Origin of the sequence: Undibacterium sp. RuTC16W, assembly GCF_049339445.1 — a bacterium.
GTDB lineage: Bacteria > Pseudomonadota > Gammaproteobacteria > Burkholderiales > Burkholderiaceae_D > Undibacterium.
Genome location: NZ_JBMPPE010000004.1, coordinates 54738 through 71709, shown reverse-complemented (window position 1 = coordinate 71709; position 16972 = coordinate 54738). Strand labels below are relative to the sequence as shown.

Here is a 16972-nt window from a genome sequence, read left to right as displayed (position 1 = left end):
GCGCCTGATAAAACGCTTTAATGATCATTAACTCGGAATTATTTTGCTTCTACGAGTTTCCACGCTGCGGCCAACAAAGCCTTCGCATGATCATCATATTTAGCGTCGATGAGCTTCATCTCATCATCAGTCACATCTTCAAATGCATCTTTAATCAATTGGCGCGCACGTTCAGCAGACAAGGCCAAAATCGCTCCAAATTCGTCATACGCCAATCCGCCAAAAGCATCCAGCGTCTTGATACCGGCCAGACCCAACTTGCCAGCGATCACACGAGTCATACCCTCGAGATTGATCAGCGCATCCTCTACCCCTTCAACACCTTCTTCAGAAGCGATCGCCTCAGTCAACAAAGCATCTCTGGCACGATTACGCAACTCATTGACGGTATCTTCGTCGAAGGCCTCAATTTCCAGCATTTCGCTGATAGGTACGTAAGCGATTTCTTCCAGGCTCGAAAAACCTTCATCCACCAGGATGTCGGCGACTTCCTGATCCACGTCAAGTTTTTCCATGAACAAAGCACGAATACCCGCAGTTTCCTGCTCCGCTTTATTCGCAGACTCTTCTGCCGTCATGATGTTGATTTGCCAGCCAGTCAATTCAGCGGCCAAGCGTACGTTTTGACCGCTACGACCAATCGCAATCGCCAGATTCTCTTCATCCACAACGACGTCCATGCCATGCTTCTCTTCATCAACCATGATAGAGGAAACATTCGCCGGAGCCAGAGCACCGATTACGAACTGTGCGGGGTCTTCAGACCACAAAACGATGTCTACACGTTCGCCGCCCAACTCACCTGTTACAGCCTGTACGCGTGAACCACGCATACCGACGCAAGTACCAATAGGATCAATACGTTTATCGCTAGTGTAGACAGCAATTTTGGCACGTACGCCAGGATCACGTGCAGCAGATTTGATGACCAGTGAGCCTTGTTCGATTTCCGGCACTTCGAGCTCAAACAATTTCATGATGAACTCTGGTGCTGTACGGGACAGGATGACTTGTGGACCACGGGCATTGCGATCAATACGCAAGATGTAAGCACGAACACGATCACCGACGCGCAGATTTTCCTTGGGAATCATCTGATCACGTGGCAGGCGGGCCTCAATCTTACCGGACTCAACTACAGCCTCACCCCGCTCCATGCGCTTAATGGTGCCTGTGACTAGGGAATCACCGCGCTCCAGGAAATCAGCCAGAATTTGCTCGCGCTCGGCATCGCGGATACGCTGCAACACAACTTGCTTAGTATCTTGCGCAAAACGACGGCCCAACTCTACGGACTCGATCGGCTCTTCGATGCATTCATCGACTTCAATATCAGGATATTGTTCAACTGCTTCAAAATGCAAAATTTCCTGATCTGGCAATTGCAAACCCGCATCATCCGGCACAACGCGCCAGCGACGATAAGACTTGTACTCGCCAGTATCACGATCAATTTCTACGCGAATATCAACTTCGCCTTCGTAACGCTTCTTTGTGGCCTGTGCCAAAGCATGTTCCAGCGCACCAAAAACGATATCTTCATCGACGTTTTTTTCACGCGCCAGCACATCAACCAATAATAAAACTTCGCGACTCATGCTTTGCGACTCCTAAAATCCACTTGTGGCACCAAACGTGCCTTATCCACATCGGCGAGCGTAAACTCCAGCATTGCCGCCCCGTCTTTACCTTCAAATTCCAACTTCAACATATCACCTTCAGGCTCATGCAATACGCCTTCAAATGTTTTGCGATTTGCCGCACCCGCCATAGGCAAGCGTAACTTGATTGTCGCCTTCTCACCTGCAAAGCGCGCAAAATCTGCCAATTTCTTGAGCGGCCGATCCAAGCCAGGAGATGATATCTCCAGACGCTCGTAGAGTACATTTTCAACCGTCAGTACGTGCGACAACTGGTGACTGACTTTTTCACAGTCTTCGACTGTAATATTGCCCTTCTCCAGATCAGCAGGCAAATAGTCGATGTAGACCCTGAACAAGCCACGCTCCGCCCGTTCAAAATCCACCAGATCGTATCCGGTACCATTCACGGTTTTTTCTATCAATTCCAACAACTGCAAGAGTGTTCTCCGAAAAGTGCCAGATTTGCCTGAGCTGCGTACATCACAGCATTGTTTCGCTGTAGCATTAAAACGCTTCGCCAAAAAAAAATGGGCAAAGCCCATCTTTTTTACAACGCCCGCATCGATTACAAGTGATGGAGGCAAATCTTCTAACTCCAAGATTATAAACGATTATTTACTCTATCGCAATGGAAAAACAGAGTAAATACTAGGCAAGCAACACATTAACCGCCCTTGGATCGGCGACGTGCCGCAATACCTTGACCAATAGCCTGACCGCTGCCACGCGCAGTACCAGTATTGCCACCACCGCCAGCACGTCGCGGACGCCCTGCATCAGGAAATCCCAGCGCAGTTTGCAAAGGATCTGGCTGACGAGGACGTTTTTTTCCCTGAGCATCACCATTCGCACCCCGAGGTGCGCCAAACTCCGCGCGCGGCGCATTAAAACGACCAGCCGGCTTATCAAACGGATTCACCGGACGGCCGGGAGCTCTATTGCCATTAGGGCGGGCGGCAGGATCTTTGCCAACAGGCTTATCACCACCAACTTTCTCCAACCCGCTGAGCTTCAACAAACTGCGCACAGCATCTTCTTCCAACTCATCCCAGCGGCCACGCTTTAGGCCAGAAGGCAAGGTCATTGCACCATAACGAGTACGAATCAGACGGGATACCGTCAAACCAACGGCCTCGAACATACGACGCACTTCGCGGTTACGCCCCTCACCAATAACGACGCGATACCATTTATTAACACCCTCGCCGCCGCCATCCATAATTTTGGAAAATTGTGCCAGACCATCCTCAAGCTCAACGCCTGCCAATAATTTCTGACGCATTCCCTCTTCCAGATCACCCAGCGTACGCACCGCATATTCACGCTCGATGCCATAACGCGGATGCATCAGGCGGTTTGCCAGATCACCAGATGTCGTGAACAACAACAAACCCTCGGTGTTGTAATCAAGACGCCCGACTGCCAACCATTTACCGACCTTCATTTGCGGCAAACTGGCAAACACAGACTGGCGACCTTCTGGATCACTGGTGCTGACAATTTCACCAGCCGGCTTGTGGTAGATCAGCACGCGCGGCGGTTTTTTACTGATTTTTCTTTGGATTGGTTTGCCGTTGATACGCACCGTATCCGTAGGCAAAATACGCTGACCGATGTGTGCCGGCTCGCCATTGACAGAAACGCGTCCGGCAACAATCAGGTCTTCCATGTCGCGACGAGAACCCAGGCCAGCCTCTGCCAGCACCTTGTGTAATTTAGGCGCATCATCTTCTGCCGTCAGATCCCGACGCACAGGCTTGGCATTACGCCCCTTGGCTTTATTCGCTGCATCCGCATCCGCATCAAATGCCTCAGATGTGACAAATGAAAATACATCATCCGCATTATTAGCGACTGGCTTCGCACCCTGCCGCGCTCCGCGCGCCTGACTTGGATGCCGCCCTTTACCTGCATGCGAAGAGCGATTCCCAACCTGCTCATCCCTTGGCCCACGCGGCCCCTGCACTCTTGCACCCTCACGACGCGGCGATTCACCGCGCTCGGGACGCTCACCCTGAGCACGCGGCGGACGCGGCTTACGAACCACGCCGTCAGGTGCACCCTTACGCTCAGGTGCCGCCACATCGATTGCGACTACCACCGGAGCTGAAGCATCCACCTCAACCACATCCGATTTCGGTCGCGAGCGACGCAGATTACGCGGACCTCTGACGCCACGCTTGGCGGCCTTTGGCGAAGAATCATCACTACCCGAGGCTTCTCCGGCAACGCTGGACTTAATATCGTCTGGATTATTTGTGTTCATTATTCTGTTCTAAATTTGACTGACTCAATGCCGAAGCATCCACACCGGATTCCGATGCCAACTCTTGATTTGCCACCTCAACGATCACGTCGGCTTTTTGCATGTCGTTTTGCGTATTATTATTGGCCTTACTTAGTATTTCACTTTCCGCCTCAACTTCTGTCGAGACAGGCACCACTAAGTTTGCCACTTCCTCAGACACTATTTCTGCGAGCTCGTCTTGCAGCGGCAACATCTCCTGCTCAGCAAACATGTTCGCCCCAAGCGCATCCAACTCTTGCGCACCCTCTTCAGCAAGCTTATCTTTAGTTACCTGCTGCAGAGGAGGTAACTGATCCAGAGAAGACAATCCCAAATCATCCAAAAACTGTTTCGTCGTGGCAAACAATGATGGGCGACCAGGCACATCTCTATGCCCTATCGTTTCTATCCAGCCGCGATCCTCTAATGTTTTAATCATCTGGGAGGCCACCGTAACACCGCGGATCTCCTCTATATCACCACGCGTCACAGGTTGACGATAAGCGATAATCGCCAGCGTCTCCAGCGTTGCTCTTGAATATCTGGGCGGCTTTTCAGGATTTAAGCGATCTATATAAGCACGCATTTCCGGGCGACTCTGAAAGCGCCAGCCAGTAGATAAGCCCACCAGCTCAATACCTTTGTCTGACCAGTCAATACGCAAATCTTCCAGCATCGATTTAATCGTATCAGCGCCTACCACCTCACTGGAGTCATCACTGTCCTGAAACAGTTTCTTCATCGTATTGACGGTAAGCGGCTCATGCGCGCATAGCAAGGCGGTTTCGAGAACTCGCTTGGCCTCAGCAGTATTCATGCAAACTCTTTAGCACATTGATTAGTTGATCTGATGAAGCATAGAACGGCACTGAAAGAAGCTCTTCAGCCAAAACCTGTTCTGTAATTTATGTCACTCTAATTAAGGTGACGGATGCCATCTAGGCGAACAATTACTGTTTGACATTAACCAAAAGGATCGTGGTTATGCGTTCATTTCGCTGTGTGCGCTTCATCATCAACTCAAGATATTGTGCACTGACGCACCAGCAAACCAATCCTGACCATGATGAAACTTATTAAGCAACTTCGACACTGGATTGTAGTCCAGAATTTCGACTCAAATCAAAGAATAATCGTCCGGCTAATAAAAAAGCCACGTTAATACGCGGCTTTTTTATTGTAATTCTGGTTGCGGGGGCAGGATTTGAACCTACGACCTTCGGGTTATGAGCCCGACGAGCTGCCAGACTGCTCCACCCCGCGTCTGAGAAACAAGACTATATCCGACTTTGCTGCTTTGCGCAATGACTTTCTCAGTTTTGTCTGCGCATCGCCGATGTTGCACGCAAGTTTCCGTCATTTTATGTGCACTTATGTCCAATCTGAATTTGTCCCAAAATCGACAAAAATGATATCCCTATCTGGAGTGATACACTTAGGCTTGAATTACCCGATGATCATCCGGTCGCGTAGTCCATTTGTGTTAATCCCTTCACTCAATTCCATTGTTTGCGCTATGAAATTTTGCTCTGAATGTGCATCGCCTGTTGTGATAAAAATCCCCGCTGACGACACTCGTGAGCGCCATGTCTGCCCCGGCTGTGGCACCATTCATTATCAGAATCCCAAAATGGTCGTCGGCTCGATTCCTGTGTGGGAAAAAGACGGCGAGATACAGATACTCCTGTGCAAGCGTGCAATCGAACCGCGCTATGGCTATTGGACCTTGCCAGCAGGATTCATGGAAAATAATGAAACCACCAGTCAGGCAGCGCAAAGAGAAACCGTTGAAGAAGCCGGTGCCAATATCGCACTGCATGAATTATTCTCCATTCTGAATGTGCCGCATGTACATCAGGTTCATCTGTTCTACCGGGCGACTTTGCTGGATACAGACTATCAAGCTGGCACCGAGAGCCTGGACGTACAATTATTTACGGAAAAAAACATCCCATGGGATGACATCGCCTTCCCTACGGTCAGTCATACCCTGAAGTTTTTCTTCAAGGATCTGGCGCTGGTAAAACAAGGCGGCGAATATAGCTTGCACGAACACGATATATTCAAACCGATGCGCAGCTAATTGAGTATTCACCACCTTCCCGTCATTAGTCAAAAGAGACCCGATGCTCCCACAAGCTGAACGCATTAAAGTATTAAGTGCAGGCATTTTCAGCTTGATTCTCGCTGTAGGTATCGCCCGCTTTGCCTACACGCCGTTATTACCAATCATGCAACAACAAGCACGACTTGGCATTTCTGCCGCCGGCTGGCTGGCGACATTCAACTACGCAGGCTATCTCAGTGGCGCATTGATCGCCTCTCAGATCAATGACCTACACCTCAAGGACAAACTCTACCGGACCGGTATGGTACTGGCGGTACTCAGCACGATCATGATGGGAGTAAGCAGCAATCTCTTTATATGGATTATTTCCCGCTATATCGCCGGATTGAGTAGCGCCGCGGCTATGCTACTAGGCACCGGATTGATATTAAACTGGCTCATCCGGCACAATCACCGCAGTGAATTAGGCATGCATTTTTCTGGCCTGGGATTAGGTATCGCAGGCTGTGCTGCCGCCGTCGCATTCATGAGCCAGTCACTCGACTGGCGCGAGCAATGGTTTGTGTTTTCTGCGATCGGATGCCTAGTACTGATACCGGCATTACGCTGGCTGCCAGCACCAGATAGCAGTGCGCTAACGACCAGCGGCAAAGCAATGGAAGACAATCCACCCAGTGCTTTATTCTTAAAAATATTCATGGCAGCTTATTTTTGCGCAGGTGTTGGCTATGTCGTCAGTGCGACTTTTATTGTCGCCATCGTTGATCGCCTGCCTGGCTTAGCGGGAAAAGGAACCTTGGTATTTTTTGCTATCGGCATTGCGGCGGCTCCCGCCCGCATCGTCTGGGATCTGGTCGCGCGCAAAGTGGGCGACCTGAATGCCTTGTTGCTTGCCGCAGTTCTGCAAATCGGCGGAATTTTACTACCCGTCGCAGTTGGCGGTCTTGCAGCTGCGATCGCTGGCGCACTGCTGTTTGGCGGCACTTTTATCGGCATGGTTAGCCTGGTACTGACGATGGCAGGTCGCTATTACCCGACGCGCCCGGCAAAAATGATGGGTAAAATGACGATCTCCTATGGCGTAGCTCAAATCATCGCACCGGCCATCACTGCGTGGTTCGCCGCACATCAAGGCGGCTACGCATCAGGCCTCTACTTGGCGGCTGGCGCGATGACCATCGGTGTCGGACTTTTGCTCATGTTGAAAATCATCGAAAATCGCGAAACTACCCAGTTAACAACAACCAGGCAAGCGGATACATGATTCCCTGGCTTGAGGTAGACACGCCATTTCCCGACGTTGAAACGGCTTTACTGGAAAAAGACGGTGCTGCAGGATTGCTGGCGGCGGGTGGCGATTTATCTGCTGAACGCTTGCTGGACGCCTATCAGCACGGCATCTTTCCCTGGTTTTCAGAGGGGCAGCCTGTTTTATGGTGGTCTACTGATCCACGCATGGTATTAAAAACAGCTGATTTCAAGCTATCCGGCAGTCTGAAAAAGACACTCAAAAAAACCGCCAAAGATCCTCGCTGGGAATACCGCTTCGACAGTGCATTCGAACAAGTCATGCGTGCCTGTGCCGCGCCTCGCCGCGATGGTGCTGGCACCTGGATATCGGAAGAGATTGTGGCTGGCTACTGCGCACTGCATGCCAAGGGCTACGCTCACTCATCCGAAGTCTGGCTCGATGGCGAGCTGGTCGGCGGAGCTTATGGCGTTTGCATAGGCCGCATGTTTTATGGCGAATCGATGTTCGCAAGAGTCAGTGATGCATCAAAGATCGCCCTCGCCAACCTGGTATTTTTCTTACGTGAAAACGATGTGGAAATGATAGACTGCCAGCAGCAGACCGCGCATCTGGCGTCTCTGGGCGCCAAGCCGATCAGCCGCAGCGATTTCATCGCTCACCTGCAACATGCGATTAGCTTGCCGCCTATCCTGAACTGGGCGCCGATTACCTGGGTGAATAAGTAGTGACTCAACTCAACGAATTACCATTTTCCAGCATACAGTTTTATGCAACCGCGCCCTATCCATGTAGCTATCTGGATGGACTACAAGCACGCTCTCAGGTCGCCACACCCGCGCACCTGATCAATGCCGACACCTACTCCGAATTAATCAAAAACGGTTTTCGCCGCAGCGGGATTTTTATCTACCGCCCCCATTGCGATACCTGTCAGGCCTGTACGCCGGTGCGTGTGCGCATCCATGAATTCACAGCCAATCGCAGCCAGCGCCGCGCGCAAAGTAAGCACAGCCATCTGGTGGCCCGTGTTGCATCACTCACCTATTCGCACGAACATTACGAGTTGTATCACCGCTATCAAAACCAACGACATGCAGGCGGCGGGATGGATCACGACAGCCGCGATCAATATGCGCAATTCTTATTGCAAAGCCGGGTGAATACGCGCCTGGTCGAGTTCCGCGACGAGCAGGATATTCTGCGCATGGTGAGTATTATTGACATCCTGAGCGATGGCCTGTCGTCGGTTTATACTTTTTATGATCCGGACGATCATGCCGCCTCCTACGGCACCTTTAACGTGCTCTGGCAGATCAAGCAGTGTCGTGAACTGAACTTACCTTATTTGTATCTGGGTTACTGGATCGCCGCTAGCCCCAAAATGGCGTACAAAACCAACTTCAAGCCGTTGGACGGTTTATTACAAGGACACTGGCAAGCACTTTAATCATGTCGTGGCAATTTTGAGCAATGCACCCCGATTCGCATGGGATCTACCCGGAACCACGAATACCTGTCGCTGCAACATATACTGGGTGATGTATATTGTTAAACACTATATATAAATTGCGGAATCAACCCTATTTTTACCTATACTCCCCCTAATTAATACAATCATGCCTGATAAATTATTCTACGCCTTAGCGCGCCCCTTACTTTTTTCGATGGACGCAGAAGAGGCACACAACGTCACTCTACCCGCCCTGAGACGCTCGGCAGCGCTGGGCCTGACCAAGCTCATCGCCAAACCTGCCAGCGATCCTCGCACAGTCATGGGGATTATCTTCCCCAATCCCGTAGGTCTGGCAGCAGGCCTCGACAAAGACGGCGCTTACATAGATGGCCTGGCGAGTCTGGGCTTTGGCTCGATTGAAATCGGTACCGTGACACCCCGCGCGCAAGCAGGCAATCCCAAGCCGCGTATGTTCCGTCTGCCCAAGGCCAACGCCATCATCAACCGCATGGGATTTAATAATGGCGGCGTTGATGCCTTCGTTAACAATGTGCAGGCATCGCGGTTTTATCAGGACAAGCAAGGTGTCCTGGGGCTGAATATCGGCAAAAATGCCGATACACCGATCGAACGCGCTGCTGACGACTACCTGCTATGCCTGGCAAAAGTCTACCCCTACGCTAGCTACGTTACGGTCAACATCTCATCACCGAACACCAAAAATCTGCGCCAGTTGCAAGGTGCCAGCGAAGTCGATGCCCTGTTATCACAACTCAAAGACGCGCAACAACGACTCGCAGACCAACACAAACGTTATGTGCCTCTGGCATTAAAAATCGCTCCCGACATGGATAGCGAACAAATCAAGAACATCGCCGAAGCCTTGTTACGTCACAAGATCGATGGCGTCATCGCCACCAACACCACAGTCACCCGCGATGCGGTCAAAGGTCTTGAGCACGGCGAAGAAGCTGGCGGGCTGTCCGGTGAACCGGTGTTCGAATTATCGAATCAAGTGATACGCGCACTCAAATCCGAACTCGGCGACGCCTTGCCGATTATCGGTGTCGGCGGCATTTTCTCCGGAGAAGACGCGCAAGCCAAAATGCGCGCAGGCGCCGCCTTGGTACAGGTATATTCCGGCCTGATTTATCGCGGTCCGGCACTGGTCAGGGAGTGCGCTGCAGCTTTGCGCAATTCACGCTAAAGTAAGTGGGCTTTCTGTACCGGCCTCCCATCTGTGTGGAGCCGGATAACCCACTGTCCTCACACCACGGCTCTCTTACTTATGCAAACAACACAACTCGGCACCAGCAACTTATACGTATCCAAAATCTGTCTCGGCACCATGACTTTCGGCGAGCAAAATAGCGAAGCCGATGCGCATAGCCAGCTCGACTACGCCTTGGAGCGCGGCATTAATTTTATCGATACAGCCGAAATGTATCCGGTCATGCCACGCGCCGAAACCCAAGGCTCCACCGAACGTTATATCGGCACCTGGCTTAAAAAATCCGGCAAGCGCAAAGACATTATTCTGGCCACCAAAGCAGCAGGCCCGTCACGCGGCTTCGGCTGGATACGCAATGGGGATACGGACCTCTCACCCGCCAATATCCGTGCCGCCGTTGAAACCAGCCTGCAAAGACTGCAAACCGATTACATCGACTTATATCAACTGCACTGGCCAAGTCGAAATGCCCCGATTTTCGGGCAAAAATCCTTTGACCCGGCACTGGAGCGCCCATCGGTAGCGATCGCCGACACATTAGGCGCACTCGACGAACTCGTCAAAGCAGGCAAAATCCGCCAGATTGGCGTATCCAACGAAACCGCCTGGGGTGTCGGTGAATTCGTCAAGCAAGCCGGACAACAATCCCTTGCCCGCATCATCTCCATCCAAAATGCCTACAATCTCGTCAACCGCAGCTTTGAACAAGGTCTGGATGAAACCTGCTTCCGTGAAAATATCGGCCTGCTCGCCTACAGCCCGCTCGCTTTCGGCCAACTCACCAATAAGTACAATGAAGATGCCAACGCCGCCGGCCGACTGACACGCTTTCCGGCGACCTGGAGCCCACGCTACATGCGCCCGACCGTCTTCGAGGCAAGCCGCCGCTATGCCGAACTCGCCCGCACTCACGGGCTGACACCAACGCAACTCGCCCTCACCTGGTGCTACTCACGCTGGTTCGTCGCCAGCACAATTATTGGCGCCACGAATCTGACACAGCTCAAAGAAAACATCGACGCCTTTGACATCCATCTATCGGATGAACTGATCGCCGGCGTCAACGCGATTCATGCAGAGCTGTGCAATCCGGGGCAGTAAAGGTTAGCGGATAAAACCTAAAATTTTGATGTTGATCCATTAATAAAATAGAGGTACTAAATTACCCAAGTAATTTAGTACCTCTACTCACCTAAATGCAACACCAAATAGTAGGGACTTATCCTTTTACCCGCACCACCACTGGCACATTGCACAAATCAATATGTCCTGCCGGAACCTTGTACCAGTCACCGCCACGGTTACGCTGCGCCTCGACGATGGCTTTAAATGTCGGTGTGTCGGTGCGAATGATTTCTAATTTGCTGCGCTCAGCCTCTGGCACATCGGCGGCAATACGAATCGATTTTATTGACGTCATTTCTTCTGGTTTTTCATAGAAACCCAAGGCACCTTTACCGCGTGGCATTGTGGTCAATAATTCCATCCCCTGCATCACGCGGCCTACCACGGTGATATTGCGATCTAACTGACGCGGTGCCTGGCCGGTGATGACATAGAGCGAAGTACCATCGCCGCTATTTGACTCGTTGCCACGGGCGACACCAATGGCCGCATAGCAATGCGCGAGCCAGGCGGTGCCGTTTTTTGGATCACGTCCAGCAGGAAAGCCATTGGCGTGTCCAACCTGAGGCGCATAGCCATCGATATCGGGCAGGCGCGTGAACGGAAGTTTTTTATCATATTTGACGGTGAATTCCGGCTCCAGATTTTTGCGGGCGGTTTTGATTTCACGCTTTTTAGCCGGATTTTCATCTTCGGGGTCTGCCCATTGCACGACATAATTTTCTTGTGAACGGACGATCGCCAGCCCGTTGAAATATCCCTCTCTGACCAGGGCTTTGATATTTTTCGCATGATTCGGGGCAAAGTCAGGTGCCAGTTCCATCACGACGCGACCTTTTTCCAGTTCCATATACAAAGTATTTTCAGGATCAAGCACACGCCAGTCTGCGGCGCTAGAAGCCTTGATCAGGTCCGCCATCGCAGGTTTCGCTTTAGGTTTAGATTCTTCTGCAAGGGCATACGAATGCGGGATCAATCCCAGAGTGCCTAGTAAAGTACCGACGATAAAAGGGACGGCCAAATAGGTAGACGAGTAGCTAGACTTGAGCGAACGACACATGTAATGACTCCGGAGTATGGATGCACAATGGATGGAAAGCTGGGTTGATATGCCTTGTGAGCAGGATATGACGGTACGCGATAGGCAGCAATTTGTCCAGACGAGGAAAAATGTACCTTCTCAATGCTGAGTCATGCCGGAGGAGCGGGAACCTGAGTTAAACTATATTTAATCCAGCTCAACCGCCTTGATCCCACTATGAAAAAACTACATTCAGGATTTACCTTAGTCGAAATGATGGTTGTGATCGCGGTCATCGGGATACTGGCGGCGATGGCCTACCCCTCATTTCAATACCGGATCATACAAAAACAAATCGAGTCGATTACCCCATTGACCGACGTCGCAAAAAAACCTGTGGCAGCAATATGGGCCGCCACACAAAAAATGCCTGCGGATAATGCGGCAGCGGGATTGCCAAGTGCCGACAAAATGGTCAACAACTTTGTCAGTAGCGTCAGCGTTACCGACGGTGTGATCAACGTAACATTTGGCAATCAGGCAAATGGGGTCATTAAAGGCAAAGTCCTGACCATGCGACCAGCAGTCGTGACCGATGCGCCTGTTGTCCCTGTGGAATGGGTTTGTGGCAGCGCCGATGTGCCGGATAAGATGACAGTCAAAGGCATAGATCAGACCACCATCCCACCCGGAATGCTGCCGTTTAGCTGCAGGAACCGTGCTAAGTAAGCGAGCGTAATAGCTAGGCTATAGGCTGGGGGGCGATTGAATGTCATGTCAAAACTGGTCACTATTTTTCGCGATTTTCTTGGTCCCACCTTAGCTTGGATATCGCGATGAATCTGGCTACGTTTTCTTTTGCCTGGAAATTCGCCCGATGCATCGCGTGTCATCCACTGCATTCTCGAATGAATAAGTAGATAAATAATGGAGAACGTATATTTTATGCGGCTCACCGCCACATTTCAGCCTGAGAGCCGCATGAATACTGGGGATTCAGTTTCAGTTATTACTGTCCTAATTTTAACTTGATGCATTGCGCATCCTTGTAAGGGCCACTGGCCTTGTCCCAGCCCTCACCCGGTGAGGTTTGCGAACAGACTTCAGTTGCCTCGATTTTGCTGCGCCATTTGTACCAATCTGCGGGAGCGGCAGATGTAGCAATCGGTATAGGCAAGAAAAGTAAAATGACAGACAGATTGCAAACTTTTCTCATTGAATTTTTCACTGCATTTTTCATTGTCATCAGCGGCTTTCTTCTGTCCCGATCATCACGATAGCTATCATCACCAGTGCTTGCAGACTTGTTGCGTCAAAGAGTTTTTGGCAAAATTGACCAGTGATTGAAATTACACCGCGTCCTGAAAATCTGCAAGCTAGCGATTAAATCCAGTAATAAATTATACGGTCGATATTAAGGGAGAAAGTTTGTCCTGCCAATCGCGGCAAAGCATCATGTACCATAAGCTCATAGACAACAATCACGCACGCACCAATCCCCTCAATTTTTTATTCGCGAACACGACAATGACGACCAAGATACCTCAACCTGGTGCCGTAATGACAGAACGTTGTCCGGGATTTATGGTGCTCTATCGCTGGCGACTGCACCCGGGATCAGAGGCCGGATTTATTGAAGCCTGGACACGTATTTCTGAGCTGTACCTGACTCAACGCGGCTCGCTGGGATCGCGCCTGCACAAAGGCGACGACGGAATCTGGTATAGCTACGCACAATGGCCTAGTGCCGCAGCCAGGGATGCTGCTTTTGCGAGTGCCTCTTTAGATGCAATGGCGGCAGCGCAAATGCGTGTTGCCATCGCCGAGAGTCTGTCTGAGGTGATACTGGAGCCGGTATCGGATTTGCTCAAGCTGGCAAATGAGGGATAGCTTGAGCAATCAGACTCGAACAACCCAAGTGATTGCCAGGAATACAATGCATTGAGCATTTAGGACTTACACAAAACGATAAGTGACTTACCGCCGGTCACATTGAACGCGCAGGCTGGATGCGGCTTGCGAAGGGTTTTCGTGCCAGCAGGCGCACTCCGCTTGCGGATTCATTTTTGGAACTGCTAAAAAGTCTTTAATCGATATTTCTTGGAACCGCTTACTCCTGTCTTTTTTAGGTATCTCAGTATCTTTGTGTCTCAGAAGTAAGCGATCTTGTTTTTTGCGTAATTCTTCATATTTATCGATATCTGCATCGGTATTCTTGAAACAGATTTACTTATATCAAAACCACATATAAGCAAATAAATACTAAGTAGTTTGGAATAAAGCTCTTAGCTATTACGATTCCTCCTCTTAATGTGAGGTGGTATGACTTTAACCTATGTGATTTCTGGATTTGCGGTGGGTACGCTAGTCGGCTTGACGGGTGTAGGCGGCGGATCATTGATGACGCCTTTGCTGACCTTATTGTTCGGCGTGTCGCCCAGTGTCGCCGTCGGCACCGATCTGGCGTTTGCGTCGATCACCAAAGCCACCGGCACTTTCACGCATCGCTTGCGCGGTACAGTCGACTGGCATGTTGTGCGTTTGCTGTGCTACGGCGCATTGCCTGCAGCGTTGATTGCCACGCTGAGTCTGAAGTATTTTGGTACGCTGAATAAAGAAATCGGTCAGGTAATCCGCTATTCCATTGCTGGCTCTGTATTGCTGACTGTCATCGCATTGCTGTTCAAGGCTAAAATGTTAGCCTGGCTCAATCGTCATCCGGAAAAACAATTACATGGCACATCTCTGGCCGTAGCGACAATTGTTTCCGGCGCTCTGCTCGGTACGCTAGTCACAATTTCATCGATCGGTGCAGGCGCGATTGGCGCGACTCTGTTGGTGATGCTGTATCCGCGTATGCCAGCAGCACATATCGCCGGAACGGACATTGCCTATGCGGTACCGTTGACGGCCATCGCTGCAGTAGGTCACTGGTGGCTGGGATCGATTAACTGGGAACTACTCGGAACATTATTGATCGGTTCTTTGCCAGGTATCACAATAGGATCTATGGCTGCACGTGCGGTACCAGAAAAATTTTTACGCGGATTGCTTGCAACGACACTGACGCTGGTTGCTGCCAAGCTGGTTCTGTAAGTCTGTTGTCTACACGTATTTGCAACGATTATTTGTCATTATTTCGTCGCCCTTCAAGCGAATTTTAGGATTAGATTATGTATCGCTACGATCAACACGATCATCAAATCATCAAAGAACGGATTGCCCAATTCCGCGATCAGGTAAGTCGCCGGATTTCAAATGAGCTGTCTGAAGATGAGTTCCGTATCCTGCGCTTGCAAAACGGCTTATACATGCAGCGTCACGCGTATATGCTACGTGTGGCGGTTCCTTACGGCATGCTGTCGTCGGCGCAAGTACGTAAATTTGCGCACATCGCGCGCAAATACGATCGCGGCTATGGTCACTTCACGACACGGCAAAATATTCAATACAACTGGATCAACCTCGAGGACACACCGGATATTCTGGAAGAATTAGCCTCGGTAGAAATGCATGCCATCCAGACCTCCGGTAACTGCATGCGCAATATTACGTCGGATGAATTTGCCGGTGTGGCTGCGGATGAGGTCATTGATCCGCGTGCTTATGCTGAAATTTTGCGTCAGTGGACGACTTTCCATCCTGAGTTCGCTTATTTACCGCGTAAATTTAAAATTGCCATCAATGGATCGAAAGAAGATCGCGCTGCGATTGCCGTGCATGACATTGGTCTGATCGTCGTCTATAACGAAGATGGTGATGTCGGCTTTAAAGTCATGGTCGGTGGCGGCATGGGGCGTACACCTATTCTTGGCAGTGTCATACGTGAGTTCTTGCCATGGCAACATGTGATGACCTATCTGGAAGCGATCCTGCGTATTTATAACCAGTACGGTCGCCGCGACAATATCTACAAAGCACGCATCAAAATTCTGGTGAAAGCAATCGGTGCTGAAGAGTTCGCGCGTCAGGTGGAAGAAGAATGGCAAGACATCAAAGATGGCCCTGCGACATTAACGGAAGCCGAATTAAAACGCGTCGCAAGTTATTTCACGACACCGGACTACGAGACCTTAGCCGCCAGCGATGCAAGCTATGAACAGCATCTCGCGGATAATAAAGCCTTCGCCAACTGGGTGAAACGCAATGTAAAACCGCACAAAGTTGCCGGTTACTCTGCTGTTGTTTTATCCCTTAAAAAACCCGGTGTGCCTCCAGGTGATGCAAGTGCAGAACAAATGGATTTTGTGGCCGACCTGGCTGATCAGTTCAGCTTCGGTGAGTTGCGTGTCACACATGAACAAAATCTGGTGTTGTCTGATGTGAAGCAATCCGATTTATTCAAAGTATGGCAAGAGGCCAAAGCGCATGGTCTGGCAACGCCGAACATCGGCTTGCTGACCGATATGATTTGCTGCCCGGGTGGCGATTTCTGCGCACTGGCGAATGCTAAATCGATCCCTATCGCACTGGATATTACAGATCGTTTTAACGACCTCGACTACCTGCATGACATTGGCGATATTGAATTAAATATGTCTGGCTGTATCAATGCCTGCGGCCATCATCACGTCGGCAATATCGGTATTTTAGGTGTGGATAAGGATGGCAGCGAGTGGTACCAGGTTTCTATCGGTGGCGCTCAGGGCAATCAAGCGGCTATCGGCAAAATTATCGGCCCGTCGTTCGCGGCAGGCCAAATGCCTGAAGTCATTGCCCGCATCATTGAAGTATATGTCCGGGACCGTCTGGAGAACGAACGTTTTATCGATACAGCCCAGCGGCTGGGGATTGCGCCGTTTAAGGAATACGTCTATGCCAGTCCGATCAAAACGACAGAGCATCATGGCGAAGATGCCGGCTCTGCTGTCACGTATTAAATCCGGCACTTA

General features: G+C 50.6%; 16 protein-coding genes and 1 tRNA gene. 10 read left to right on the top strand and 7 right to left on the bottom strand.

What is annotated here, in order from left to right; all coding sequences use genetic code 11:
* Positions 1-38: 38 nt before the first annotated feature.
* From nusA to ACO0K4_RS09260, 5 genes are all read right to left on the bottom strand, one after another.
* A complete protein-coding gene (gene nusA, locus ACO0K4_RS09280; protein ID WP_422956344.1) occupies positions 39-1598 on the bottom strand; it encodes a transcription termination factor NusA in 1560 nt (519 codons plus the stop codon).
* Positions 1595-2080 carry a ribosome maturation factor RimP gene (gene rimP / locus ACO0K4_RS09275; RefSeq protein WP_422956633.1) on the bottom strand — a complete coding sequence of 162 codons (486 nt, stop codon included), beginning with the start codon at positions 2078-2080 and terminating at the stop codon, positions 1595-1597. The genes nusA and rimP overlap by 4 nt, the downstream gene beginning before the upstream one ends.
* Positions 2081-2307: 227 nt before the next feature.
* Positions 2308-3909, bottom strand: a complete 1602-nt coding sequence (locus ACO0K4_RS09270; RefSeq protein ID WP_422956343.1) for a pseudouridine synthase — start codon at positions 3907-3909, stop codon at positions 2308-2310.
* Positions 3896-4747, bottom strand: coding sequence for an SMC-Scp complex subunit ScpB (gene scpB, locus ACO0K4_RS09265; protein WP_422956342.1), 852 nt, complete (start codon positions 4745-4747; stop codon positions 3896-3898). Before scpB ends, ACO0K4_RS09270 begins: the two co-directional genes overlap by 14 nt.
* Positions 4748-5116: 369 nt before the next feature.
* Positions 5117-5193 (bottom strand) — tRNA-Met (locus ACO0K4_RS09260).
* Positions 5194-5446: 253 nt separating this feature from the next.
* Here ACO0K4_RS09260 and ACO0K4_RS09255 point away from each other — a divergent pair.
* From ACO0K4_RS09255 to ACO0K4_RS09230, 6 genes are all read left to right on the top strand, one after another.
* Positions 5447-6013, top strand: a complete 567-nt coding sequence (locus tag ACO0K4_RS09255; RefSeq protein WP_422956341.1) for an NUDIX hydrolase — start codon at positions 5447-5449, stop codon at positions 6011-6013.
* A gap of 43 nt (positions 6014-6056) precedes the next feature.
* Positions 6057-7262 carry a YbfB/YjiJ family MFS transporter gene (locus tag ACO0K4_RS09250; RefSeq protein WP_422956340.1) on the top strand — a complete coding sequence of 402 codons (1206 nt, stop codon included), beginning with the start codon at positions 6057-6059 and terminating at the stop codon, positions 7260-7262.
* Positions 7259-7975: a leucyl/phenylalanyl-tRNA--protein transferase gene (aat, locus tag ACO0K4_RS09245; RefSeq protein WP_422956339.1), complete on the top strand. Its 717-nt coding sequence runs from the start codon at positions 7259-7261 to the stop codon at positions 7973-7975. The genes ACO0K4_RS09250 and aat overlap by 4 nt, the downstream gene beginning before the upstream one ends.
* Positions 7975-8697, top strand: a complete 723-nt coding sequence (locus ACO0K4_RS09240) for an arginyltransferase (protein WP_422956338.1) — start codon at positions 7975-7977, stop codon at positions 8695-8697. Before aat ends, ACO0K4_RS09240 begins: the two co-directional genes overlap by 1 nt.
* Before the next feature lie 169 nt (positions 8698-8866).
* Complete coding sequence (locus ACO0K4_RS09235; RefSeq protein WP_422956337.1) at positions 8867-9910, top strand: quinone-dependent dihydroorotate dehydrogenase; 1044 nt, start codon at positions 8867-8869, stop codon at positions 9908-9910.
* Between the two features lie 81 nt (positions 9911-9991).
* Entirely contained in the window at positions 9992-11035 is a 1044-nt protein-coding gene (locus ACO0K4_RS09230) for an aldo/keto reductase (protein ID WP_422956336.1), read from the top strand.
* 118 nt (positions 11036-11153) lie between these two features.
* Here ACO0K4_RS09230 and ACO0K4_RS09225 read toward each other — a convergent pair whose 3' ends face one another.
* Positions 11154-12119, bottom strand: a complete 966-nt coding sequence (locus ACO0K4_RS09225) for a peptidylprolyl isomerase (RefSeq protein ID WP_422956335.1) — start codon at positions 12117-12119, stop codon at positions 11154-11156.
* A gap of 198 nt (positions 12120-12317) precedes the next feature.
* On the opposite strand from ACO0K4_RS09225, the gene ACO0K4_RS09220 reads away from it, so the two are divergent.
* Entirely contained in the window at positions 12318-12809 is a 492-nt protein-coding gene (locus ACO0K4_RS09220) for a pilin (protein ID WP_422956334.1), read from the top strand.
* Between the two features lie 280 nt (positions 12810-13089).
* On the opposite strand, the gene ACO0K4_RS09215 is transcribed toward ACO0K4_RS09220, so the two are convergent.
* Positions 13090-13326 (bottom strand): hypothetical protein, encoded by a 237-nt coding sequence (locus ACO0K4_RS09215; protein ID WP_422956333.1) that lies wholly within the window; start codon positions 13324-13326, stop codon positions 13090-13092.
* Between the two features lie 209 nt (positions 13327-13535).
* Here ACO0K4_RS09215 and ACO0K4_RS09210 point away from each other — a divergent pair, with 209 nt between their 5' ends.
* The 3 genes from ACO0K4_RS09210 to ACO0K4_RS09200 all read left to right on the top strand — a co-directional run bounded on the left by ACO0K4_RS09210 (position 13536) and on the right by ACO0K4_RS09200 (position 16960).
* Positions 13536-13970 carry an antibiotic biosynthesis monooxygenase family protein gene (locus tag ACO0K4_RS09210; protein ID WP_422956332.1) on the top strand — a complete coding sequence of 145 codons (435 nt, stop codon included), beginning with the start codon at positions 13536-13538 and terminating at the stop codon, positions 13968-13970.
* A 432-nt stretch (positions 13971-14402) separates the two neighbouring features.
* Entirely contained in the window at positions 14403-15176 is a 774-nt protein-coding gene (locus tag ACO0K4_RS09205) for a sulfite exporter TauE/SafE family protein (protein WP_422956331.1), read from the top strand.
* Positions 15177-15253: 77 nt separating this feature from the next.
* Positions 15254-16960, top strand: a complete 1707-nt coding sequence (locus tag ACO0K4_RS09200) for a nitrite/sulfite reductase (protein ID WP_422956330.1) — start codon at positions 15254-15256, stop codon at positions 16958-16960.
* Positions 16961-16972 lie beyond the last annotated feature (12 nt).

Coding starts and splice junctions, on each gene's coding strand:
- ACO0K4_RS09235 (WP_422956337.1), top strand. CDS start 8,867: ATGCCTGATAAATTATTCTACGCCTTAGCGCGCCCCTTACTTTTTTCG.
- ACO0K4_RS09225 (WP_422956335.1), bottom strand. CDS start 12,119: ATGTGTCGTTCGCTCAAGTCTAGCTACTCGTCTACCTATTTGGCCGTC.
- ACO0K4_RS09270 (WP_422956343.1), bottom strand. CDS start 3,909: ATGAACACAAATAATCCAGACGATATTAAGTCCAGCGTTGCCGGAGAA.
- ACO0K4_RS09230 (WP_422956336.1), top strand. CDS start 9,992: ATGCAAACAACACAACTCGGCACCAGCAACTTATACGTATCCAAAATC.
- ACO0K4_RS09210 (WP_422956332.1), top strand. CDS start 13,536: ATGTACCATAAGCTCATAGACAACAATCACGCACGCACCAATCCCCTC.
- aat (WP_422956339.1), top strand. CDS start 7,259: ATGATTCCCTGGCTTGAGGTAGACACGCCATTTCCCGACGTTGAAACG.
- ACO0K4_RS09205 (WP_422956331.1), top strand. CDS start 14,403: ATGACTTTAACCTATGTGATTTCTGGATTTGCGGTGGGTACGCTAGTC.
- ACO0K4_RS09220 (WP_422956334.1), top strand. CDS start 12,318: ATGAAAAAACTACATTCAGGATTTACCTTAGTCGAAATGATGGTTGTG.
- scpB (WP_422956342.1), bottom strand. CDS start 4,747: ATGAATACTGCTGAGGCCAAGCGAGTTCTCGAAACCGCCTTGCTATGC.
- nusA (WP_422956344.1), bottom strand. CDS start 1,598: ATGAGTCGCGAAGTTTTATTATTGGTTGATGTGCTGGCGCGTGAAAAA.
- ACO0K4_RS09200 (WP_422956330.1), top strand. CDS start 15,254: ATGTATCGCTACGATCAACACGATCATCAAATCATCAAAGAACGGATT.
- ACO0K4_RS09255 (WP_422956341.1), top strand. CDS start 5,447: ATGAAATTTTGCTCTGAATGTGCATCGCCTGTTGTGATAAAAATCCCC.
- ACO0K4_RS09215 (WP_422956333.1), bottom strand. CDS start 13,326: ATGACAATGAAAAATGCAGTGAAAAATTCAATGAGAAAAGTTTGCAAT.
- ACO0K4_RS09250 (WP_422956340.1), top strand. CDS start 6,057: ATGCTCCCACAAGCTGAACGCATTAAAGTATTAAGTGCAGGCATTTTC.